Source organism: Alkalihalobacillus deserti, from assembly GCF_020734105.1.
Taxonomy (GTDB): Bacteria; Bacillota; Bacilli; order Bacillales; family Bacillaceae_D; genus Halalkalibacter; species Halalkalibacter deserti.
This window is the reverse complement of record NZ_JAJAFR010000031.1, coordinates 1-22,086: the sequence shown is the minus strand read 5'-3', so window position 1 is coordinate 22,086 and position 22,086 is coordinate 1. Positions and strand designations below refer to the sequence as shown.

Sequence of the window (22,086 nt, the reverse complement as noted above, 5' to 3'; positions counted from 1 at the left end):
GGACTGTGGCAGCAGTTGGTGGAGCTGCTATTGGTACTATGGCAAAAGTGGATATGGGAAAGCTATTATTTGAAAGAACAATTACAGGTGTTATTGAAGGGAATAGCATACCTCAGGTGTTTATTCCAAAACTCATTCATTTATTTAAAGTCGGTAAATTCCCATTTGATAAACTCATACAATTTTATCATTTTGATGATATTAATTCTGCAGTAGAGGATATGGAAGCTGGAAAGGTCATTAAACCGGTGATTAGATTTTAACCTGATGCTTCAAATGAATAGCTATTGTTTTACTTAGTGGATCTAAGTCACAGCTGGATCTTGTTCGATTTTTCTTTCCTCATGTTTTTGTGCGGCTGCTTTTAGTAACCTAGAGGATTCAGCTTCATGTGATTAGATGCGAGGGCAATATGGAGCGTTTTCCAGCCCTTTCTCCGATTAAAACTATTTGGCTTTCCATGGAGAATGTCCCTCGTATTCAATCATTAGCTCCTCCGAATCTGAGGTATCATAGATAATGTCTACCTAGCGCTTAATTAAAGCAAGGCTACTTCATACTTTTGTTCCATAAAGCTAATGCATCCCGATTTATCTACTTTTCTTGTTTCGCAATGTAAGAAAGCATTCGCCGAAGTGGCAACGGATTTAGTCGGAAATAAGGTAGGTCTAGGGAAGGTGGTTGGGAAGGGAATTTGTCATACGGATCTTAATGTCCTTCATTAAGCCACCCCAACTCCGATGCCTATTGTTTTAGATCATGACACTTGTAGGAGTAGTAGAGGGGCAATCCGTTCCTAAACTATTTATGCCTGAACTTATTGCGTATTACAAAGAAAGAAAGTTTCCTTTTGACAAGCTAGTTCAAAAATACGAAATGACTAAAACTAGATCAAGCGATACATGATATGGAATCTGGAAAGACTATTAAACTAGTTAGTTTATTTTCATAATAATGACGTGGAGGGACAATAAATGAAACTATTACTACAAAATTTCACAAAACAATTCATTAATGGTCAATGGAAAGAAGGGTCAAGTTTAGGTACCATCCAAAACTATAATCCGTATTCTGGGGAAGAACTATTAACCATTCGAGCTGCAAATAATGATGATTTAAATGAAGCGTATACAGCAGCTGAACAAGCTCAGCTAATCTGGGAGGCCATGCCTTTAGGTGAGAAGCAACAGCTATTTGAACGTTTAGTGAAAGTGCTAGAAGAAAAAAGAGAAGAGATTATTCAATGGATTGTTCAAGAATCTGGAAGCACGCTTTTTAAAGCAACGTTTGAATTTGAATCTTCCGTTACCATGGTAAAAGAATCTGCGAGTTTTTTGACGCGAATCACTGGAAGCATTTTGCCTTCTTATGTACCGAATAAAGAACATCGCGTTTACCGAACAGCAAAAGGAGTAATCGGTGTGATAGGCCCTTGGAATTTCCCATTCCAATTAACGATGAGGTCAGTAGCTCCTGCTATCGCTACTGGTAATAGTGTTGTGATTAAGCCTGCTTCTGAAACGCCCGTTACCTCAGGATTATTGTTTGGTGAGATATTTGAACAAGCTGGTTTCCCCGCAGGTCTAGTAAACGTCATTGTAGGCCGTGGCTCTGAAATCGGGGATGCATTTGTCACCCATCCTACACCATGCATGATTTCATTTACAGGATCGACTGAAGTAGGTCGCCGCATCGGAGAATTGGCTGGCAAAAATTTAAAGGAAGTTGCCCTTGAACTAGGTGGTAACAATGTGATGGTCGTTTTAAAAGATGCAAATATCGAACGTGCCGCAAAAGCAGCTGCTTTCGGTAAATTTTTGCACCAAGGTCAAATTTGCATGGCGTTAAATCGGATCATTGTGGATCAAGCTATTCACGATGAATTTGTTGAAAAATTTACGGAGATCGTGGCAACGCTTCAAACAGGTGATCCTGCTAATCCATCGACATTCGTTGGTCCCCTTATTAACAAACAACAGGTCGAAGGAATTCAACAAGACATTCAAGATAGTGTTGCACGGGGTGCGACGATTCATTTTGAGGGAGTAGTTGACAGTTGTTTAATGCAGCCAGTGATTTTAACTAATGTCACAAACGACATGCCGATTGCTAAAAACGAAAGTTTTGGTCCAGTTTCTCCTATTATTAAAGCAAAGGATGAAGAAGAAGCCATTAAAATTGCCAACGATTCACCTTATGGTTTAAGTGGCTCCGTCTTTACAGAAGATCTTCATCACGGTGTAGAGGTTGCTAAAAAAATCAAAACAGGTATGATTCACATCAATGATCATTCTGTGAACGCTGAAGCACATGTCCCATTTGGAGGCGAAAAAGCATCCGGTATTGGCCGCTTCAACGGTGAATGGGCGATTGATAAGTTTACAACCGTAAAATGGGTTAGCGTACAAAATGGTTATCGTGAATATCCCATTTAAAACAGAGTGGGACAACTGGCTAAGTCATCGATATTTTAAAAGAAACGATGTTTAATATCATTAAAACGTCATATTAAAATATTGCTCATTTTAAAGTATATAAAATTGGAGGGAATGAACATGGCTAAATACACAATTGTAGATAAGGAAACATGTATTGCATGTGGAGCATGTGGAGCAGCCGCCCCAGATCTTTATGATTATGATGATGAGGGAATTTCGTTTGTCCTTTTAGATGATAATCAAGGAACAGCAAAAGTTCCAGAGGATTTATATGAAGATATGGAAGACGCTCAAAATGGATGTCCAACAGATTCAATAAAAGTTGACGACGAACCATTTGATGGAAACCCATTGAAACTGGAAATGGAAACTTCTTCATAGAGAGTTACAAGCAAACGTTCGGTATAGCAATTAGGAGTAACTTAAAACCAAAATGGGTTAAGCGAAAAAATAAATAAAAAAAGGATATTTTTTTAATTTATAATACCTATTTTGGTTAAAAACAGGGGGGAGTTAAAACGATGAGCACTTCAGTAGTTATGCTTGGTACAGGGAGTCCACGATTAAACAAAGAACGAATGGCTTCAGCGCATCTATTATCAATGGGTGGAATGTCCATTTTAGTAGATTGTGCAGAAGGAACAACGATGCAGTTAGTAAAAGCAAATATTCCACCACAGGATATCAAACATGTGTTCTTTACACATCTTCATGCAGACCATATGTTAGGGTATGCTAACTTCTTAATCAGCAGTTGGGTAGAAGGACGACGAGAACTGACGGTTGTAGGACCGGTTGGAACGAAAAAAATGCATGATATGCTAGTGGAAATGCTAGAAGATGATATTAACTACCGTATGTCCTTGGGAAGACCAGATACCGGAATACGCGATGTCAAGGTCATTGAAATTGAAAGAGAGGGCCGCGTTAATGTGGAATTGCCTATCGATGTACACTGTGCGAAGATGGTTCATAATGTCCCTACATTCGCATATCGCTTTGACAAAGAAGGCGATTCAGTCGTTTTCGGAGGCGATACTGCCCCACCGACAGACCCGCTTGCAAAGCTCGCTGAAGGAGCAGGGATGTTAATTCACGATGCGTGTCTAACATTCATGGAAGATGATAAAACACCCAATTCTTCAAAAATATGGGATAACCTTCAAAAGGAACATTGTACACCGGCGCAAGCAGCAGAAACAGCGAAAAAGGCAAAAGTAAAGCAACTAGTCTTAACACACTTTTTACCAAAAATGAATCCTGAAAATGTGCAAGAAGAAGCGACTGAAGTATTCAAGGGTGAAGTAATCGTTCCTAATGACTTAGATGTCATTAAACTTTCAACTAAAACGTTAACGAACTCTTAATGAAATCCTTAACAGTAATGAAACGATTCCTAATGTTCAAGTAGACTACCGAGTTGCTAGTAGATGTCGAAACTTAACATGGAGTCTTCGCGGGCATGCTATCCCAGTTAAGTAAGAAGCCAGTTAATAATACATCAGGCTCATTAAAAAATATAATAAATGTAGGTAAATCGCTTTTATGAAATTTCAAATAATAAAGGGGCGATAATAAGCCTAATATCAGGTGATAGTAATTGAGCTATTAGGTCCACTTGGCTCTGGGATTCAAACTGGAAGCGGAACGGTGATGAATAAATTAAAGCCTAATGTGGTGAATCAATTGCTATCTTTGGCTGTGGGACAGTTGGTTTGAGTGCGCTGATGGCCGCTAAATTATTAGATTGTGGAGAGATTATCGCAGTAGATGTCCAAGAAAATCGTTTGAAACTAGCGAAAATGTTAGGGGCAACACATACGATTAATCCTAAAGACGTTGATGTGGAAGAAAGGATCCTTGAGATTACTAAAACAGGTGTAAATTATGCAGTCGATTCAAGTGGTTTTCCAGAAGTTGTGACCCAAGCACTGAATAGCTTATCACAGTCTGGGACTGTAGCAACCGTTGGTGGAGCTTCTCTTGGAACGATGGCAAAAGTAGATATGGGGAAATTATTATTTGAAAGAACAATTACAGGTGTTATTGAAGGGAATACCATACCTCAGTTGTTCATTCCTAAACTGATCCATTTATTTAAAATCGGTAAATTCCCATTTGATAAATTAATACAATTTTATCATTTTGATGAGATTAATTCTGCAGTGCATGATATGGAATCTGGAAAAGTTATTAAACCTGTGATTAGATTTTAATCTGATTTTATACTAGTAAGGAGAGTCGGTAAATGTCAAAATATGCAATTGTTGATCAAGATACTTGTATAGCCTGTGGGGCATGCGGCTCCTGAAATTTTTGATTATGATGACGAAGGGATAGCGTTAACGATTCTAGATAATAATCAAGGTGTTACAGAGGTTGAAAGTGATTTAGTTGATGATTTAATGGATGCATATGAGGGGTGTCCAACTGACTCTATTAAAATAGCTGACCAACCTTTTCAGAAAAGTCATATCTAAATGATGCATGTATTAGGATAGAGACTATCACAATCTACTTAAGAATAATAAAAACACAAATGGTTATTTAACCAATAACCATTTGTGTTTTATTATTTATCGAGCATATTCTTTCGTAAATCTATAATCACTTTTTCTGACATTTTTATTGAAATAATCTAAATAAAGAGGTGATGAGTTATGACTGAAATGGAAATTTTATTTGCGATTATCATTGTTTTATTGGCAGCTATTATGCAAGGGCTAACAGGATTTGGTTTTGCGGTTGTTGCGGTTCCTTTACTTTCTTTGTTCCTTCCATTACAAACAGTTGTTCCTCTGGTGATGTTAGTTGCAACCATTATTGTTACAATGATGACCATCAAACTATGGAGACATATTCAATTTAAAGAAATGTGGGTTCTTTTGATATTCGGAATTGCTCTTACACCATTGGGGGCTTATTTATTAATTATTATTGATGAAACCATTCTAAAAGTTTTAATTGCAATCCTAACCCTGGTATTTAGCATTTGCTTATGGAAGGGGTTAAGAGTGGTGATTAAAAATGAAAGAATGGCATTAATCACCATTGGGGCATCAGGTGGTTTGTTAAATGGTAGTTTAGGGCTAGCAGGTTTAGTTATTGCGCTATTTTTTAATAATAAAAACGAGGATAAAACCTCCTTTCGTGCAAATCTCTCTTTCTTTAACTTGTCCTTAACTGTCATCGTAGTGATAAACTATTTATTATTGGGTCTGATTGATCAAGCAGTTATAGAATTTTCTGTCTGGTTATTGCCACCATTAATCATTGGTTTATTCATTGGTTACAAAGTAGAAGCGATCCTTGATCAAACAAGGTTTATGAAAGTTGCTCTTGCTATTATTATGTTTGCATCCTTATCTACCTTTTTATCAGTTTTTTAAGTGTTACTTGATAGGGTTCGAATGTGATGTAATGAAATTAGATCAACCAAATGGTGCTACTCCTACTATGGAGTATGTGGTGCTGATGATTTTGTGGTCAATGATATTACTAGTAATTAATGATGAAGAAAACAATAAATGTTATGTTAATTGAAACAGGCCAGTTAAATCTTAATGAGGTTGGGACTGATCCAGCGTATACCAGTATATTAGGAATACCAACATTAGCAACAGGTGTGTTCGGAGGTATTATTATAGGGGTTACGGCAGCAGTGATGTATAATCACTATTTCAATATTGAGCTTCCTTCTTATTTGGGTTTTTTCGCAGGAAAAAGATTTGTCCCTATATTCCAGCTGTGTTCTCGATTTTTATTGGAATCATCATGGTATTCGTTTGGCCAGCTATACAAGAGGTCTTAAATGCTTTTTCAAAAAATATGATTCACACCAACCCTACGATTTCCGCATTTATATTTGGTTTGATTGAACGTGCCTTAATTCCATTTGGTTTACATCACATAGGCTATGAAGTTAACAAAAGAAATTCTAGTCTAATTGTAATCGTCACGTGGTATATATGGATAGAATAATGTTATAATATGGTTAGAATAATGCTATTAGGGAGGGTGCTTATGAATGTCAAGCCTTCAACAACGATACGCCAAGACTATAACGGATTTTCAAAATATTGTCATGAATTGGATGAACCAGTGGTACTCACTCGTAATGGTGAAGCTGATTTGGTTGTCATGAGTCATGAAACATTTAAAAGGATGGAAGCACGTAATAAATTGCAATCCAAGCTTTTGGTTGCAGAAAAGCAGGTTGCGGAAGGGGCAAAATTAACAAATCATGATGATGTAATTGAAACCATTCGGAGAAAAATTAATGCAGCAAAAGAAACAAATTAAATATACCCTTGCAGCAATTGATGATATGGATGAGATTTTTTCTTATATTTCACACGAGAATGTTTCTGCCGCCGAAAGGCTCCTTGAAAATCTAGATTGCCAAATAGGAAGCCTTGCTGACTTTCCTAATTTAGGAACAGTCCTTTCTGAAGAAAAATATACCCTAGTTGAAAGGGGCTTTCGTTTTATAGTTGTACATCCATATTTGGTTTTTTACAAAATTAGGGATGATTCAATTATTATTCATAGAATATTACATGGGCGAAGAGATTATCTCCGTGAATTATTTGATGATTTCCACAATGGAAAGTAGAACGGAGGTACTAGTAAATGAAATGGAAAGAAGTACGTAAACAATTTCCAAATCGTTGTGTCTTGGTTGAATCGCTTAAAGCTAAAACTGAAGATAATGAAAGAATTATTGAGGAAATGTCTGTTATTGATGATTTTGATAATGGAAATGCAGCATGGAAAGTGTATAAAAAACTACATGCGGAAAATCAAAGCCGTGAATTATATATCTTTCACACAAATAATGTAGAAATAAAGGTAATTGAGCAGCCCTACATAGGAGTGCGAAGAAGAGTATGAAATTTGAAATGGATGACCATTTACCTTTAGTTTCGGTTGAGATTGAATACAATGGAAAGAAAAAGATATTTAGTAACTTACTTCTTGATACTGGCTGTCTACAACCATTTTAGATACAGATTTATGTGAAGAAATCGGATTGATGCTCGATTTAGGAAATGCCATTACACGAAAGATGTACGGAATAGGCGGTACTGAAATCTGCATTGAACAAAAAGTGAGCGGTATGAATATAGATGAGTTCCAAATTAATGATTTCATTATACAGCTCGGTGAAACGGGATCACTGTCCCAACCAGCCTGAAACATGTTCATACAAGTAGGGGGCGAACAGTTTAGCTAACGGGATCGAGTCCCACGGGTGCGACGTTCTACCCCGACTAACGGATTTTTTAATTCCTGCCGATTCACCATAGACCGCTAATAATTTACGTAATGTGTTTGATTGAATTTGTTCACCATCATAAGTCAGAAACAATAATTCATTCTCGAAGTCATCTGTTTCTTCAATGTACTCTTTCAGTAGTTTAACAGTACGAGTAGAGATAGGTACAATACGGTCTGTTCTCGTTTTCGTTTGATCTGCTTCAAGTTTAATTATTCCTTCTTTTAGGTTCACATTGGTACGTTTCATAGAAAGTAATTCAGACGATCTGACCATTGTATCTAAAAGAGTGAATAACATGGCTTTATCACGGAAACCTGCGTACATGGAATCGTCAATCTGATTGAATACAAGTTTTATTTCAGCAGGGGTAAGGACATTAATTTCCTTCTTAGGTGCTTTGATTGGTTTGAATCGTTCGTGAATGGCTTCTTCAATATAGCCTTGTTCATAAGAGTAACGGATAAATGCTCTCATAGTCCGTACACGAATATTTACAGTAGATGGTTTTAATTTAAGTGACTTTAACATGAAATTACGGTATTCAAGGAATATGTCAGTGGTAATATCTTCATTTGGAATATCGACTTCTATAAAATCAATGAAATAGTTAAAGTGTGTTTCATAATCCTCCAAAGTACGTGGTGATAGTCCTTCTGATGACTTGAAAATAAAGAAGCGTTCAAACATTTCTGTAAGAGTAAAGTTAGTCCGAGTGATACGTGGTGTGTCTTTTTTGATACGTCCTGTACGTCTGCCCTTTTTAACTGTTTTACGTTCATTAAACATAAAAAAAACCTCCACAAATTGTATTGTGAAAGCAATTAAACGTCTATGTATTCCACTCGGTCATATAGACTCGGTCTCCCACGGTCTACATGATTTTTACGTTTAGTCCGTGTGGTATGGAATTAGGGTCAATTTTAAAAAACCCTTGATATGTAAGGTTTGGCGGGACTGTGTAGGAATCGAACCTACCGGAGACGGCACGCGCCTCCCAAGCGGTTTTGAAGACCGTGCTGCCAGTTCTGAAAATTGTGTAAACTCGAAAACCCTTGCTATATAAGGGATAATCCCCTTTTGATTTAAATTTTAGTAATTAGAAATCCTTCGTAACTACACGGTCTGTTGCCAGTATGTGTCACGGTCTTCATTATAGCATATAACAATATATTTATTTGCAAAAAATCACACTTAACTTCATCTCTAAGGTTTATATTGTTACAAACAGCACCAATCAAAAGGACATGTTGTAATAAACAGAGATTGAATTGCGTCACGCAAGGATACCCTATTAGAGTTATTTCATAGTTAAACGCTTCTTTTTTACTTTCTTTTTCTGGAGTAATTTCTCTCTTACACTAGTATATAATAAAAGCCTCTCTATGAATTGCGATCCAGTTGAAGAAGTAAAAGATTTTCCTTCTGGTAAGGACCCAAGGTATATTTGGCCATTGCAGATTAATTCGGGAGCATATTGTTGAACCTTATCTATTACTTCTTTATTTGTATAACCATTCCGTCTTCCGTTGTGAAAAATATTATATATTTTTTGATCTTTGTTGTACCTAAAAAATTTATCAATGTTTAACTGAAGAATGTGTGTAGAAACACCGGATTGATCTACTGCCACACATAGATAGCTATTTCCAGTCCGGTTACCATATACTCGATCATTTTTGAATATAGGTGTTCCGAATATTCCTATTCTGTAGATTGAATGATTACCATTTATATCTTCAACAATAAAACTTCTGTAATAGCCAGGGAAGTTACCACCACTTGCATTTCCAAATGAAAAGGTCCCGTAAGAGAGGTCTTCCTTAATCGAGGTACTATATTTAGAACTTGATAATATTTCGCCACATAGAATATAGTTTTGTAACTCAGAAATAAATCCGTGCATTTCCACGGGTGTCCCTTCACCTATATACCCGACTTCCAATAAATGATTCACATAACGGTGGTATGTAGTTAGATCATATGGAAGGCGCTTTAATTTACGAAACTTCGTATATTCAACCTTTCCTTTTAGAAGTTCTGAATATGTATGAATATCATCAGTAAGAAGGACTAGGTTCTCTCCGTCTACTTCATATAAATCAATATATTTGCCATTAGATACTCCAACATATTTAGCTTTGAGAATATTATTATAAGATTTTACTTGTTCTAAAGTATGTTCTGTTAATTCAATGTGTTTAGCCTTCAACTCTAAAACTAATAGTGCTTGTTCATTGTCGTGACGGTCTCTATTCCAAACGACAATATCTGCTCTTTTTCTAGATCTTGGATCAATATAATTAAGAGGATATTCAGTACTTATTGCAGAGGGAGGTATCTCCATTTCGTTTATTAAATAATTAATGAGATGCTGCCTTACTTCTTCTTCAGGGGTATGTTGAAGAAATATCTGTCGGCATGGATCGTACAATAATTTCTTTCTTTTATTTTTATAAGTATTCATATTATTTACTTCCCTTATAGAATTTTATTGGATATCTATCGACTCTTCCAACATCAATTACTTCAATAAACCCTTCTGGAAGAGACCAGAGTTCTGTAGTTAATGTAGATTGTGGTTGTCTTGAAACATCAAAGAAGATAATTTTTTCTTTGAAATCAAAACTGTATAGGGCTAAAAAGGTAGTTAGCATGGGCTCTTCTGATTGATTGGTATTCTCATTAAGTATTGCATAAATCTCGTATGGATTCGTCAGAAGGAGGTCTTTTAATTCTTCTACTGAATTTGGTTGTTCAATAAGATAATAGTTTTTATTGTTATGTGTGAATTTTTCAGGATACATTGTTTCACCTTTTTCATTTTGTTGTTAGATATTGGTAATATAATAACATAGAATTAAAGAATATTTATAGGTTAGGTATACACTTAATAAATACCCTGGTAAATATGTTATCTACTTGGTTAATAATAGTTGCTGGAGGTGATAGATCATGTGCGGGAGGTTTACTTTGACAGCAACTAAAGAAGAAATTGAAGAGCAGCTGCTCGTTGAAATATTTGAATATCAACCAAGATTCAATATAGCTCCTAGTCAGCCTGTATTAAGTATTATTTCAGATGGAGAAAAAAGAAGAGCTGGTTATTTAAGGTGGGGACTTGTACCTGTTTGGGCAAAGGATCCTAAGATTGGATATAAGATGATTAATGCTCGAGGTGAAACGGTAGATGAAAAACCAGCTTTTAAACGATTACTTAAACGCCGTCGTTGCTTAATTGTGGCTGATGGTTTCTATGAATGGAAACGAACGGAAGAAAATAAGAAGCCCTATAGAATAACAATAAATGAGGGCATCTTTACATTTGCAGGCTTGTGGGATAGATGGAAATCTAATGATAAGGAAATTGTTTCTTGTACAATTCTTACAACAGAACCTAACGAGTTTATGAAGGGAATCCATGATAGGATGCCAGTTATCTTGGGTGGAGAAGATAGAAATCTTTGGTTGGATCCGGGTGTGGAGGATAAACAGATCTTAAAGGACCTTATAAAGCCATACCCAACTCAAGGCATGAATGCATACGAGGTTTCAACTTTGGTTAATAGTCCAAAGAATGAGACGGAGGAGTGCATAAGATCATTGGTAGAGTAAAAAGCAATTGTAACTGTTTTGTTATCACCTTATAGGTTAAGTTGAGATTGTATAGATATAATTTCTGTAGAAAAATACAAGCTTTGTGTAAATCATTTTTTAGATATTCATTTACGGTTGTTCTGGGTAATTTGCATTTCCCAACAATAGCTGCAACTTTAAAACTTTGTCGTTTCAATTGATGAACTTCCGAAATTATTTCTAATTAATAACAGGATCTTTTGCTGTACAGTAGACTCATACTGTGCAATAAACAACTTCTGTTTTAGAGGACTTTGTGAATGAATGTACTTAAAGTAACGGTGCAGGTTAGTAATATAGTTCATAAAAAAAAAAAGCTACCAAAACGGTAGCCTTAAACTTATTGAGATGTGATATTTGTTCCAAGATTTCCAAGTAGGTTGGAAAGAAAACCTAAAAGTTGTTGTACTTGGTCTGCTGTTAAATCATCTTGTGAAGTTAGTCTAATACATGGTAATTCTAATTGGAGTTCAAGTCCAAGAAGTACAATAGTAATTGGACAAGGAATAGAAACACATAGTAGTTCGTCCCCTTCACAACAACCTTCTGGACATTGATTTTGGTTGTTTTCAGTCATTCAAACACTCTCCCTTCTTTTTCAATTCTATATAGAGTATTTTAAAAATCTTTCTTGTTTGGACTAAGAGAAGAGTTAAGAGAAAATAAGGAAAAAGCCCGATGTAATTTAACTACCATGAAAATAAACTTCTGTAACTTAGGAAAAAAGGCAATACAAAGAAGACGCAGCTCATTCATTTTAAAAAAGGGGAGAGCGCCTGTTTCGTTGGTATTATTGAAGCTAAATGGACTGGATCAAGAGGCTTCTGATTCTGACAATGATACGGTGTAACCTAAACTTTCAAGTCTGCGCAGGGAATGTCGAACAATTGATTGCTCTCTTTGCTTATCGAAGTAATCTTCGCCTAAGTCTACATACATTTCTTTACGGGTTAAGAGATAATAAGAAATACGTAACATGGGTGAGCGACGACAATTCCTGCTCGTTTCCTGCCTTTTCGTGATGCTGTACGTCTATACAGTGCGCCAAGGTAGTTTTTGGATCCTCTTACTGAATGAGCTGCTTCTGTTAATGCCGATCTCAGATACTTGTTCCCTTTTTTGGTTTTAGAAGATTTCCTTTTGCCAGCACTTTCGTTCTGTCCAGGTACGAGACCTGCCCATGAACACATGTGGGAACTTGCTCGCTTTTTTTGGTGGCCGCCCCCAAGTAAAGACGATGGTAACCAACAATGCTGAGCTATTGTATAAATTGACTGAGTGCTTCTTCTTTGTTATTGGATTTTAACTTACGAATAGTATCTCGAATCCAAAGTAAAACTCGTCTTTCCGTGTCCGTGTTCGGGTTAAAATTTTGACACTGGAGTTATTCTACGAGGTATTAGTTAACAACAAAGGTTATATGTCTCTATTTTTTACCAGAAAATAGGCAGTGATCCATGAAGTAATTGGAATAATCAGAGCTACCCCAATTCCTGCACAAAGAATCGTTATGATTTCCGCGCTAAATATTTTAGAATTTACGATTTGTCCAACAGAATAAGATAAATCTTTATACCATATGAGCAAGGCCATATATCCACCAAAGAAAGCAAAAAATAACGTATTCGCACTTGTCCCTAAGATGTCTCTTCCAATACTTAATCCAGAAAGGAATAAATTCTTTCTGCAAATTGTTGGATTATGATGATAAATTTCGCGCATTGGAGAGGTAATCGATATCGCTATATCTATGATGGCACCTATTGTACTCATAATAATCATTGAAGCTCCAACTTTAACAAAATCCACGCCTACATAAGGGGAGAAGATGCTTAGCTCCTCTAATTCTTCCTCACCAAATCCCTGAATCATTGCTTTATCAGTTATGATGAAAATCAAAAAGAGAAGGATCACAATGGTGATAATGGTAGAAAGGAAAGCTGTGATCGTTTTTAGGTTCACTTTATTTATATAAAATAGATTAATACAGCTAATCACGGTACAGGCCATCAATGTTAAAATAATTGGATTTGCACTTGGATTTGACATAAAAAGGATGGTTAGAAAGAGCACACCAAAGTTAAAGAACAAAGCAATAAAAGACCGTGCTCCTTTTTTTCCGCCAATACTAACCATTAATAAAAATAAAATAGCTGCAAGACACATTAATACATTCATAATTTTGCCCTCTTTTGTTTAACGAAGAAAATAGCAATATACAGTCCGATTGGAATGGTTAGTACGATTCCAATCCCTCCAGCAAGGGCACGAGCCAATTCCAATGAAAGATTCATTGATAGGGTAAACCCTAATGGAGATTGATTATTCAAATATAAAATAAGTATGGGAATAGAACCACTTATATAGGCAAAAAACAAAATATTTGTCATCGTTCCCATAATATCTTTTCCAATTTCCATTCCAGATGATTTAAGTGCTTTTACTGAAATGTTGTGATTTTTTTCATGTAATCCAAAGATAGAAGAAGACATCGTAATTGCTACATCCATTACGGCCCCTAAAGATCCTACTAAGACCCCTGCCATAAATACCATCTCATGTGGACGAGTTAAAAATTGCATTTCTTCATATCGAAGTCCACTTCCAGAAGTGAACCATATTACTAGATACGTAATGAAAAGTAACATAAATGTTCCAACCAAGGTAGAAATAATCGCTGCATATGACTTTTCATTAAAACCATTTACGAGTAATAGAGAAATCACAGTAAATAAAATAACACTAATCCCGCATATCAATACTAAACTGACATCTGATGTATTTACGTATACATCTAGTGCATAAGAAAGCAAAACGGCATTGATAACCAAACTAATAATCGAGAACATTCCTTGCCTTTTTCCAACGAAAAGCAAAGTAAAGATAAAAATCCATGCAATCCATAGAACGTACTTATCACGTTTGACATCTTGAATGGTTCCAGTCAATTCAGTTTTTTGTTGTGTTTTCGTATCGATCCAAACAAACAATTCATTTCCAACATGATATTCATGGTCATAAGCTCTGGATGATGAATATTCATTAATTAAATGGATAAGCTGACCTTTTTTTTCTCCATTTTTTAATACAGCTACTATGCTCTGAGAGAATAATAAATCTTGATTATTATACATATCAATTATTTCGGTTCTATCTTCGAGATTTGTTTTGATGATTTTGGCTATAGGCCGTTCATAGAATGAATAATTGTTATTAACAAAAAATATAGATGAGGCAAAACAAAATACAATTATGGCGTATGTGAAAATTTGATTGTAAGTCATTTTTTTAAATTTGTTTACGATAACATTCAATAAAAAACCCTCCAACTATTGTACTAATAAAGAGGAGAAGGTTTGAACATAGTGATATTAAGAACTTATACATTCAAATCTTAGATTATATTAAGAGTACAATTTCTTAGCATTAGCGTATCTGAAGACAGATTGAATCGCTAATGTGTAGTCAACAATGGACTTAGAATAACAGGAATATTTTCAAAACGTCAAGAGAATTTATCATAGTAAAACGGCGCTGAGTAGAGAATTTCTTAACATTGAGAGGCAATAACATATCTGTCCCCCATATAAATAGCTTATATGGGGGGGCAGATATTCTTTCTCTAATTCCACTTGCATCTAATTTTTCTCCAAAATTGCTCAAAAAAATGTTATCAGCGGGGTCTTCAAAAGCCCTACTTTCATTGATTAACATTTTGAGTAACTTTGCCGTTTTTTGTGAAAGAGGGACGATCCTCTCTTTACCATTCTTCGCTAAGTTTGCAGGAATAGTTATTGTTTTTTGGATTTCATCAAAGTGCTTTTTTTCTATGCCCAATATCTCTTTGCACCGAATTCCTGTATCAATAAACGTAACCATTAACAAATAATCCCTAAATCCTGCAAAAGTCCTTTGATCAGGTTGCCTTAATAGGTCTTGGACTTGTGTTGCTGAGAACGACGGAATAGTATCTTCTTTTGTTTTTAATAGCTTTATTCTTGCCGTCGGGTTAACCCGAATATAATTTTCATCAAATAAAAACTTGAAAAAGCATTTCAAGGTTCTTAGCCGTACATTAACTGTGACAGGCGAGAGACCCTTCTTCTCTATATGCCTATAAGCTGAACTAGTATGATCATCCCAAAGCATCTTCTCTTTTGTCATGTAATAAATATAATCCCTTACCATTTCAGTCGTAATATCTATGCCTAGTGTAACCTCTGGATAAGCATTGTTTAAAAATGAAACAAAATAACGAAAGTGGGTACTGTGATCCCTTAGTATACGTTCTTTTAATCCTTCAAGTTCTTTTGACTTCATAAATATCTCAAATAATGCCACTAACTGTTGCTCCTTTTTCTCTTTCGCTAAAGGAACTTCATCATAAAACGATCTTTGTGAGATAGTTTTCCTACCCTTACGTTTACTTTGGTTTGCCAAAATAAAAACCTCCTTCATTATGAGGAGAAATATCCCTACATAGCCAAAGGAGGTCGAACGGTTTTCTTTGTTTTGCCCACGCGGTCTATATGTAAAACCTAATTTTGTTTAGGTCTTAAAAACGTTGATTTGGCGGGACTGTGTAGGAATCGAACCTACCGAAGACGGCACGCGCCTCCCAAGCGGTTTTGAAGTTCTTGGTGGTATGTATTTTGTAGTACCACTATGTACTGTAAAGTGCTATGTAATAAGGATTTTATGATATAGAGTCTTACGCAGTATCACTAAATTTTTTGAAATGGGCACCAAACTTGGCACCAGATTTTACGAGAAATATGACAAGAAGCTCTGAGTAATTTTACAAATCAAAAGTTCAAATTATTGGAGAGTTGTTTCGAAAAAAGTGCGGGGACTATTATAATGTCCTATTCAGTAACAAAGTCTAAAACGAAAGCATAGATAAATGCGTCAAAAATTTGAGGATAATTTCTCAAGTGAGGGTGAGCTGTCACCGCAAACGTAACGTTCGTTAGATTACATAAATAATTCGGAGGGGCGCTTTTGGTAGTCTGAACTAACCAGTTAGAATAGTCCTCCACGATTCACTTCTATGCATTGCCCTGGTATTGCTAAAGTAATTGGAAATAAGATTGTTCTAAATGGAAACTACAATTGAAAAAGTTAACGTTATGCAATAATTTGGCGCTTTCCTATGGTAAGGATCGCGTCTTTTTTGTCTAGCCATGATTGTGGAATAACTCTTGTAGTACGTATTAGACGAATACTGCGCAATAAAGAAGGTTGACGGTGCTTGACAATTAGTTCTTAAAAAGAGGATATATTTCAAAGGTACCTTATATATATAAGCTATTAAGGTACCATCTTTCAACATGATTTAGAACCTAATTTAAAAGTATTTTCTATAAAATTCCTGTCTCAATTTTCCACTTAACTGAGCATAGATACGAGTTGTTTCACTCTTTTCATGCCCAAGTAAACTCTGTATAACATCAAGAGGGGCTCCGTTATTAAGTAAATGAGTTGCATAACTATGCCTCAATTGGTGAGGGTGTATCGTCTTATCCATGCTAGCTCGATTAGATATACGTTTAATGACATACCTCATCTGGGCAATGCTCATTCGGTGAGGAATTCGCTCAGTCACAAAAATCGCTTGGTCTTGATCTGTTCTTTCTTGGATGTAACGCTTTAACCATATTTCACATCTAATATTAAAATAAACTTCTCGCTCCTTATCTCCTTTCCCTCTTACAATTGCTGAACGACTCTCCCAATTGATACAATTTTTATTTAATGAAACAATCTCTCCAATTCGACATCCTGTAGAAAACATAAATTCAAATAAAGCCTTCTCCATTGATGTAAGGCAACCTTCCCTTAAATGTTCAATTTCTCGTTCAGTTAAGAACTTTGGGATTCGTTTTCCCACTTTTGGTTCTTTGATTTTGGCAGCTGGATTAGCGGTTATATGTCCTTCCTCATGTAACCAACGAAAAAATGAACGGATAAAACGGACGCGATGAGCAAGACTTGATGGTTTTAATCCTTCGCTGGATGAAGCTAAGTATTCTTTAATTCCTTGGGTCGAAATGGATTGGGGGTTGATATCTTGGAAGTGACGGACTAAGAGGTTCGCTTGCAGTCGGTAAGCATTTAAGGTATGGGGTGAAAATACTTCAATTCGTTTTTCAGCTTTGTAGGCTTCCCAGGCTTTAGTTAGTTGCACAGCTTGATCCCTCCAATTTATTTTGAATGTTTTAGAGGAATTATTTCCTTATTTATGGAAAAGAAGAACAACAATTCTTTATTTTCTGGTAAAATTTTTATTATGAAGAACTGTTAGTTTGTGAAGTGTTGATCTTAAACTAACGGTGCAGGAATGTTTAAGAAGGAATAGTTATACTGGTTATAAAATAAATAAATTGCTAACTATTTGGAGGGAAATTAGTGGGACGTTACGTTATTATCTTTTTACTTTCAATATTGATAACTATTGTTATAGGTTTTGCAATAACGGGTTCAGTTTAGGGAGAGAAAATGATAAATAACACTAATATTTCAGGACCAAATCGCATTAGATTTGGTTTAGTTGATTTCATTGTTATAGCAATGGATACGCTATTTTGACACGGGAATTAGCATAGCTATTAACATGCTAAATAACGAGTGACTATTCGCTATTAGCCGCTGGTTAAAAATATGTTAAAATGCCTGTGATTTTGGATTTTATTTAACGTATGTCTCACTAAAGGTTTTTTGGGATTTTATGTTAAAATGCTAACGAGGTTTATTCAACGCAGAATAATAGCTTCGTAATATGGAGAAAATAAATTTAACTTAAATAGGGGTTTTGTTACAAAATTAAAACGACTCAGAAGTTACTACTTTTAAACCAAAAAATTTTACTAAGGAGACATATTAATGTTAACCACCATTAGTCCATACATGCCATTGACACTTTCTATATTATTGCCAATAGTAGCATGGCTCTTTGGTGATTGGAGAAATTGGAAGAAATACTACCCAACTATCCTTTTTTTAAGCGTTGCAAGTCTAATTGTTTTTCTTCTTACACATAATTATCCACTATGGAAGTTTCACAGCTCATTTCTCTTTCCCAATCGTACATTACAAGAATTACGTTTAGCTCTTTTTATCTTACCTTCTATTTGCTTACTTTTTCTTACGTTTTATAAGTATAAATCACGAATTATTCAACTTTTTTTCTACATTACATTCTGGGTTGTTCTCTTATCGGTAATAGAAACCCTTCTTGTTAAAGCATCGATACTAACTTATCACAATGGATGGAACATTTGGTGGACAGTCTTATTTTGGTACGTCTCTCTTCCTGTTATACGTCTTCACCATACTAACCCTTTTTGGGCGTGGTTATCTGTTCTAGTATTGACGATTTTGTCAATTGTTTACTTTGAAATACCAATTAGTAAACTGGCTTAATTCTGTTCCGTTACATGTTCAACAAACAGGGCGTTGGTTGAGTAAGGGACGAGAATATGAGTAAAAGCACAGATATTAAATTTATATCTGTGCTTTTTGTATGCTGATTTCACTGTTAATTTGGTTGAGAAAGGAATGCTAATTGGGCTGTTATTTAGCTTGTAAATTCACGTTTTCCCTCCCAAAACTGAACCCGTTAGTTTTGCAATACCGTTGGTATTTATTCCTGTATTTGGTCCAGGAGAGTATCTTATACCAACACTTTTAAGTTTATTAGCTTCATTTATAATAACCCAATTATTTTATATTATTGATTTGTTGAAGAAAAAAGAGTAGTTACCTTCTTAAAGTAACGGGTGCTTTAATAAAAATCTAAGTGATTAAAGATCGGCTTCCTTTTTTGTTAGAGTGGTATTATAATTTAATGAATTGTAACATTTGCCCCGCATTCAAAAAGCCAATGAGCAACGCTTTGCTGAATATATTTGATAAAACACTAAAATACAAATTCGAAATTTCAAATCCATCTAATCCTCTGCGTTCACCAACCATCCTGTCATATAGCCTTTTTTCTCTACAAAATCCATCCTTTCAGGAACCGTGATATAAGGTGCTCTGATATAAACTCCTTTTTCCGCATTGTGTCACACGATTATTCAGCTCCGTAGATGATTAAGTTAATACATCATTGTAGAAATCTCTAATATCGGCTCTTGCAACCCCTGGGAGTGCCGCACTGTACGCTTGCATTCCGACCCTTGACATGTTTCGAAGATAAACTAAATAAAAGGTATCGGAAAAAAGTGCAGGCGCATTTAAATTGACATCTTCCTTAAACCATTGCGGAATCGTAAAGTCTTCCTAAATAAAAATTGCTGTCACTTTTTGTACATGCTGCTGAGATAAATGCAGGGCCTATTCAATAACAGAACGAACTTCTTGATCTTGAACAGTTTCTAAAAAGTGTTTAAATATATAACTTGCCATGCTGTCATTCATATAATTCATCCATAATTTGTCATTGCAAGTGAAGTTAGTCGAATGTGCTTAGTTTTTGTTTCCATGTTTTATTTCCTCCAGATGTAATATTTTAACTATTTCGAGAAAATATTTCTTCGGCTAATAAAATGAGCGAGAAAATAAATCACCATCATAATGGGAAAAGAATAAATGTAATTCCAATTTATTGGCTCATAAAGACCTAACCAACTTAACATCGGTAGCCCAACAAAAGAAACGAGGACTCCTAAAAAAATAGCTTTAAACCATGGATTTATGTGCGGTTTAAACAGCAAAAGAAGCATAATGACTGTGGGCAATAAGAAAAAATCCCATGGGATATAAGCTTCTGCTGGAAGCAGCTCATATCTGTATTCCCACAGTCCAAAAGTCAAGCCTGTTAGATTTAAAAAAGTAGTCAATATCGCCGTAAAAGATCCCGCATAAAACAAACGATCGGCACTTTCTTGCTTTCGCAGCCTAAACCAAATCAACAAACAAAGCACAATAACCGCTGCACCGATCCACCACCGCCAAGTTAGAAAGACATGATCCAACCATATTTGAATTTTTTCGTTATAGGCCTGCCTAAAAAGCTCTGAATTTTTCTCCATTAACGATTGAACATTATCCATTTGGGAACCCCCCAGAAATTCTTTTACGGTTAGGTTTGCCAAGTAAAAAATTTTTATGAAATAGAAAAGGCAGAAACTCTAACGGGCTTATGTAAAACAAGAAGATCGTAAAATATCGTTGGCGATTCTCACTTTTTTATGGATATTTTAGGAATAATTGGAATTTTGTATTAAAATTAGATTGTGAACAATTGTACTTAAAGTAAAGAAGCAGGAATGTTAGTGCAACAAGGATTAGGAAATAATGATTAGATGATAATCGGGGCTATCAGGAAGTAATAATTATTAGTTGGTGGTATTTGAAATTTATTTTAAGCAAACGAAAAGTAAAGGGGTAAAGGTCTTGACTGACACAAAATTATTTATTGGTATCGACACTAGTCTTTCTATATCAAAAAATATAGAAAAGAGAAAACAATTTAATATTAAAAGAGTACAATATGAAGATTTATCTCCAACTGTTACATTTGCTTGCTATGAAAAACAAGAAACCTTAGTTCGTACGTATTTTTTTAAAGATGTTCTTATTTTATTTGTAGAAGTAACACCTTATATTCAACAATTTGAAGAAATGTTTGGTTACGGTGAAACAGAAATGGATGTAGTGGTAACTGATATATCTCACGAAACTCTTATTCCGAAATTCGAAAAAGTAATTGCCGAAAAGAAACAGGGTTATACAGAATTACCCTATCTTCATGTATATGGACAAAAATACTGGCATGATGATGCAATAATAGTTGGAAACAAAACAGCGCTTAAAGAATTGAGAGATGTTATTGACAATGCTATTCAATATGGTGAGGGACGATTAAGTGCCTCAGCTAGTGATGGTGAAGGTTATGAATTGTTTATATCTTGTTTGCCAGGTGAAACAGAAAATAATAAGGATTGGCAACAGATGACACTGCCTTATCAGGATAAAGAGATGTATGTGCCTAATGTAGATGAGGTTGACCCATTTTCTCTTTTAAAGCTATACAGAAATTTATTAAGAAGAGAATAATCCTTGTTCAGCTAACGGGTAGCAAGAGTGGAAGAACGAGGATTGCTGCGGCGATCCTTTTTGGTATTGAGCTAACGAAGCAGTTTAGTACAAGAAGGATTCCGAATTCGAGCTGCCGAATTGTATAGTTAGAATTTGATACAAGGGTGAGTTAAATGGATAAATACAACCGATTGTTCGACCTAAGTAGATATAAAGATGAAACGGATGTTTGTTTTTCAATTAATGGGGATTTAGAGGATAATGCATACTACTTGTCCGAATCACTATGTTCAAGAATCATATATCTCGGAAAGGCATATGAATTACACTATCTCCAACTGATTGATATTTATGGTGATGTAAAATTAAATAAAACCCAAGTATACTCACTAATTGAAGAATTGTTTTTTATACAATCTGTTGTAAATGATACGATAATTGACCACTTTGTTCCTTCCCTAATTGAACTCTTAGAGAAGATAACACTTAGTCAAAACGAGGATACCTTATGGATTATGGGGAATTAATTTGCTTCTTTCTTATTCAACAAACGAGGCAGTTTAGTTGTGCGAAATGTTTCTAGCTTAAATTGAGGATGGTCACATCACTCTGGTAAAGGCTAGACAGTTCCTTTTGGAACTGAAGGATTATATCGAAGAGTCAAATGACAGAGTAACGTCTTGAAGGGCG

The 22,086-nt window shown here is 35.3% G+C and carries 23 protein-coding genes and 4 pseudogenes; 15 read left to right on the top strand and 12 right to left on the bottom strand.

Annotated elements, in window-relative coordinates; all coding sequences use genetic code 11:
* Positions 1–263, top strand: a pseudogene (locus LDX58_RS24150) (NAD(P)-dependent alcohol dehydrogenase); the annotation flags it as partial.
* Between the two features lie 42 nt (positions 264–305).
* Here LDX58_RS24150 and LDX58_RS27020 read toward each other — a convergent pair.
* A pseudogene (locus LDX58_RS27020) lies at positions 306–637 on the bottom strand (transposase); the annotation flags it as partial.
* 337 nt (positions 638–974) lie between these two features.
* Between LDX58_RS27020 and LDX58_RS24145 the strand changes: the two are divergent.
* The 10 genes and pseudogenes from LDX58_RS24145 (at position 975) to LDX58_RS24100 (ending at position 7,331) form a co-directional block, all read left to right on the top strand.
* On the top strand, positions 975–2,435 hold the full coding sequence (locus LDX58_RS24145; protein WP_227940112.1) for an aldehyde dehydrogenase family protein: 1,461 nt from the start codon (positions 975–977) through the stop codon (positions 2,433–2,435).
* Positions 2,436–2,555: 120 nt separating this feature from the next.
* Entirely contained in the window at positions 2,556–2,819 is a 264-nt protein-coding gene (locus LDX58_RS24140) for a ferredoxin (protein WP_227940111.1), read from the top strand.
* Positions 2,820–2,959: 140 nt separating this feature from the next.
* Entirely contained in the window at positions 2,960–3,805 is an 846-nt protein-coding gene (locus LDX58_RS24135) for an MBL fold metallo-hydrolase (RefSeq protein ID WP_227940110.1), read from the top strand.
* Between the two features lie 348 nt (positions 3,806–4,153).
* Positions 4,154–4,654, top strand: a complete 501-nt coding sequence (locus LDX58_RS24130; RefSeq protein WP_227940109.1) for a zinc-binding dehydrogenase — start codon at positions 4,154–4,156, stop codon at positions 4,652–4,654.
* Positions 4,655–4,686: 32 nt separating this feature from the next.
* Positions 4,687–4,918 (top strand): annotated as a pseudogene (locus LDX58_RS24125) (ferredoxin).
* Positions 4,919–5,098: 180 nt separating this feature from the next.
* A complete protein-coding gene (locus LDX58_RS24120; RefSeq protein ID WP_227940108.1) occupies positions 5,099–5,827 on the top strand; it encodes a sulfite exporter TauE/SafE family protein in 729 nt (242 codons plus the stop codon).
* A gap of 116 nt (positions 5,828–5,943) precedes the next feature.
* Positions 5,944–6,356, top strand: a pseudogene (locus LDX58_RS24115) (PTS transporter subunit EIIC); the annotation flags it as partial.
* A 105-nt stretch (positions 6,357–6,461) separates the two neighbouring features.
* The gene (locus LDX58_RS24110; protein WP_227940107.1) at positions 6,462–6,740 is read left to right on the top strand and encodes a type II toxin-antitoxin system Phd/YefM family antitoxin; all 279 of its coding nucleotides are present in this window, start codon (positions 6,462–6,464) and stop codon (positions 6,738–6,740) included.
* The gene (locus LDX58_RS24105; protein ID WP_227940106.1) at positions 6,718–7,053 is read left to right on the top strand and encodes a type II toxin-antitoxin system RelE/ParE family toxin; all 336 of its coding nucleotides are present in this window, start codon (positions 6,718–6,720) and stop codon (positions 7,051–7,053) included. The genes LDX58_RS24110 and LDX58_RS24105 overlap by 23 nt, the downstream gene beginning before the upstream one ends.
* A 17-nt stretch (positions 7,054–7,070) precedes the next feature.
* Positions 7,071–7,331, top strand: a complete 261-nt coding sequence (locus LDX58_RS24100) for a hypothetical protein (RefSeq protein WP_227940105.1) — start codon at positions 7,071–7,073, stop codon at positions 7,329–7,331.
* A gap of 283 nt (positions 7,332–7,614) precedes the next feature.
* Here LDX58_RS24100 and LDX58_RS24095 read toward each other — a convergent pair whose 3' ends face one another.
* The 3 genes from LDX58_RS24095 to LDX58_RS24085 form a co-directional block, all read right to left on the bottom strand.
* Positions 7,615–8,505 carry a tyrosine-type recombinase/integrase gene (locus LDX58_RS24095; protein WP_227940104.1) on the bottom strand — a complete coding sequence of 297 codons (891 nt, stop codon included), beginning with the start codon at positions 8,503–8,505 and terminating at the stop codon, positions 7,615–7,617.
* A 511-nt stretch (positions 8,506–9,016) separates the two neighbouring features.
* Positions 9,017–10,183: a type I restriction enzyme HsdR N-terminal domain-containing protein gene (locus tag LDX58_RS24090; RefSeq protein WP_227940103.1), complete on the bottom strand. Its 1,167-nt coding sequence runs from the start codon at positions 10,181–10,183 to the stop codon at positions 9,017–9,019.
* A 1-nt stretch (position 10,184) separates the two neighbouring features.
* Positions 10,185–10,523: a hypothetical protein gene (locus LDX58_RS24085; RefSeq protein WP_227940102.1), complete on the bottom strand. Its 339-nt coding sequence runs from the start codon at positions 10,521–10,523 to the stop codon at positions 10,185–10,187.
* A 148-nt stretch (positions 10,524–10,671) separates the two neighbouring features.
* Here LDX58_RS24085 and LDX58_RS24080 point away from each other — a divergent pair, with 148 nt between their 5' ends.
* Complete coding sequence (locus LDX58_RS24080) at positions 10,672–11,331, top strand: SOS response-associated peptidase (RefSeq protein ID WP_227940101.1); 660 nt, start codon at positions 10,672–10,674, stop codon at positions 11,329–11,331.
* A gap of 361 nt (positions 11,332–11,692) precedes the next feature.
* Here LDX58_RS24080 and LDX58_RS24075 read toward each other — a convergent pair whose 3' ends face one another.
* The 6 genes from LDX58_RS24075 to LDX58_RS24050 all read right to left on the bottom strand — a co-directional run bounded on the left by LDX58_RS24075 (position 11,693) and on the right by LDX58_RS24050 (position 17,539).
* Positions 11,693–11,929 (bottom strand): hypothetical protein, encoded by a 237-nt coding sequence (locus LDX58_RS24075; protein WP_227940100.1) that lies wholly within the window; start codon positions 11,927–11,929, stop codon positions 11,693–11,695.
* Positions 11,930–12,302: 373 nt separating this feature from the next.
* On the bottom strand, positions 12,303–12,542 hold the full coding sequence (locus LDX58_RS24070; RefSeq protein ID WP_227940099.1) for a transposase: 240 nt from the start codon (positions 12,540–12,542) through the stop codon (positions 12,303–12,305).
* 226 nt (positions 12,543–12,768) lie between these two features.
* Entirely contained in the window at positions 12,769–13,530 is a 762-nt protein-coding gene (locus LDX58_RS24065; protein ID WP_227940098.1) for a YibE/F family protein, read from the bottom strand.
* Entirely contained in the window at positions 13,527–14,666 is a 1,140-nt protein-coding gene (locus tag LDX58_RS24060; protein ID WP_372459289.1) for a YibE/F family protein, read from the bottom strand. Before LDX58_RS24060 ends, LDX58_RS24065 begins: the two co-directional genes overlap by 4 nt.
* Before the next feature lie 163 nt (positions 14,667–14,829).
* On the bottom strand, positions 14,830–15,693 hold the full coding sequence (locus LDX58_RS24055) for a tyrosine-type recombinase/integrase (protein WP_308017609.1): 864 nt from the start codon (positions 15,691–15,693) through the stop codon (positions 14,830–14,832).
* A gap of 1,006 nt (positions 15,694–16,699) precedes the next feature.
* On the bottom strand, positions 16,700–17,539 hold the full coding sequence (locus LDX58_RS24050; RefSeq protein WP_227940096.1) for a tyrosine-type recombinase/integrase: 840 nt from the start codon (positions 17,537–17,539) through the stop codon (positions 16,700–16,702).
* A 695-nt stretch (positions 17,540–18,234) separates the two neighbouring features.
* Between LDX58_RS24050 and LDX58_RS24045 the strand changes: the two genes are divergently transcribed.
* The gene (locus tag LDX58_RS24045) at positions 18,235–18,774 is read left to right on the top strand and encodes a CBO0543 family protein (RefSeq protein WP_227940095.1); all 540 of its coding nucleotides are present in this window, start codon (positions 18,235–18,237) and stop codon (positions 18,772–18,774) included.
* A gap of 672 nt (positions 18,775–19,446) precedes the next feature.
* On the opposite strand, the gene LDX58_RS26900 is transcribed toward LDX58_RS24045, so the two are convergent.
* Together LDX58_RS26900 and LDX58_RS24035 are read right to left on the bottom strand one after the other, a co-directional pair.
* A complete protein-coding gene (locus LDX58_RS26900) occupies positions 19,447–19,623 on the bottom strand; it encodes a DUF3231 family protein (RefSeq protein ID WP_227940113.1) in 177 nt (58 codons plus the stop codon).
* Between the two features lie 245 nt (positions 19,624–19,868).
* Positions 19,869–20,408, bottom strand: coding sequence for a CBO0543 family protein (locus LDX58_RS24035; RefSeq protein WP_227940094.1), 540 nt, complete (start codon positions 20,406–20,408; stop codon positions 19,869–19,871).
* A 343-nt stretch (positions 20,409–20,751) separates the two neighbouring features.
* On the opposite strand from LDX58_RS24035, the gene LDX58_RS24030 reads away from it, so the two are divergent.
* Entirely contained in the window at positions 20,752–21,414 is a 663-nt protein-coding gene (locus tag LDX58_RS24030; RefSeq protein ID WP_227940092.1) for a hypothetical protein, read from the top strand.
* A 155-nt stretch (positions 21,415–21,569) separates the two neighbouring features.
* The gene (locus LDX58_RS24025; protein WP_227940091.1) at positions 21,570–21,923 is read left to right on the top strand and encodes a hypothetical protein; all 354 of its coding nucleotides are present in this window, start codon (positions 21,570–21,572) and stop codon (positions 21,921–21,923) included.
* Positions 21,924–22,086 lie beyond the last annotated feature (163 nt).

Coding starts and splice junctions, on each gene's coding strand:
- LDX58_RS24145 (WP_227940112.1), top strand. CDS start 975: ATGAAACTATTACTACAAAATTTCACAAAACAATTCATTAATGGTCAA.
- LDX58_RS24140 (WP_227940111.1), top strand. CDS start 2,556: ATGGCTAAATACACAATTGTAGATAAGGAAACATGTATTGCATGTGGA.
- LDX58_RS24135 (WP_227940110.1), top strand. CDS start 2,960: ATGAGCACTTCAGTAGTTATGCTTGGTACAGGGAGTCCACGATTAAAC.
- LDX58_RS24120 (WP_227940108.1), top strand. CDS start 5,099: ATGACTGAAATGGAAATTTTATTTGCGATTATCATTGTTTTATTGGCA.
- LDX58_RS24110 (WP_227940107.1), top strand. CDS start 6,462: ATGAATGTCAAGCCTTCAACAACGATACGCCAAGACTATAACGGATTT.
- LDX58_RS24105 (WP_227940106.1), top strand. CDS start 6,718: ATGCAGCAAAAGAAACAAATTAAATATACCCTTGCAGCAATTGATGAT.
- LDX58_RS24100 (WP_227940105.1), top strand. CDS start 7,071: ATGAAATGGAAAGAAGTACGTAAACAATTTCCAAATCGTTGTGTCTTG.
- LDX58_RS24095 (WP_227940104.1), bottom strand. CDS start 8,505: ATGTTTAATGAACGTAAAACAGTTAAAAAGGGCAGACGTACAGGACGT.
- LDX58_RS24090 (WP_227940103.1), bottom strand. CDS start 10,183: ATGAATACTTATAAAAATAAAAGAAAGAAATTATTGTACGATCCATGC.
- LDX58_RS24085 (WP_227940102.1), bottom strand. CDS start 10,523: ATGTATCCTGAAAAATTCACACATAACAATAAAAACTATTATCTTATT.
- LDX58_RS24080 (WP_227940101.1), top strand. CDS start 10,672: ATGTGCGGGAGGTTTACTTTGACAGCAACTAAAGAAGAAATTGAAGAG.
- LDX58_RS24075 (WP_227940100.1), bottom strand. CDS start 11,929: ATGACTGAAAACAACCAAAATCAATGTCCAGAAGGTTGTTGTGAAGGG.
- LDX58_RS24070 (WP_227940099.1), bottom strand. CDS start 12,542: ATGTGTTCATGGGCAGGTCTCGTACCTGGACAGAACGAAAGTGCTGGC.
- LDX58_RS24065 (WP_227940098.1), bottom strand. CDS start 13,530: ATGAATGTATTAATGTGTCTTGCAGCTATTTTATTTTTATTAATGGTT.
- LDX58_RS24045 (WP_227940095.1), top strand. CDS start 18,235: ATGTTAACCACCATTAGTCCATACATGCCATTGACACTTTCTATATTA.
- LDX58_RS24035 (WP_227940094.1), bottom strand. CDS start 20,408: ATGGATAATGTTCAATCGTTAATGGAGAAAAATTCAGAGCTTTTTAGG.
- LDX58_RS24025 (WP_227940091.1), top strand. CDS start 21,570: ATGGATAAATACAACCGATTGTTCGACCTAAGTAGATATAAAGATGAA.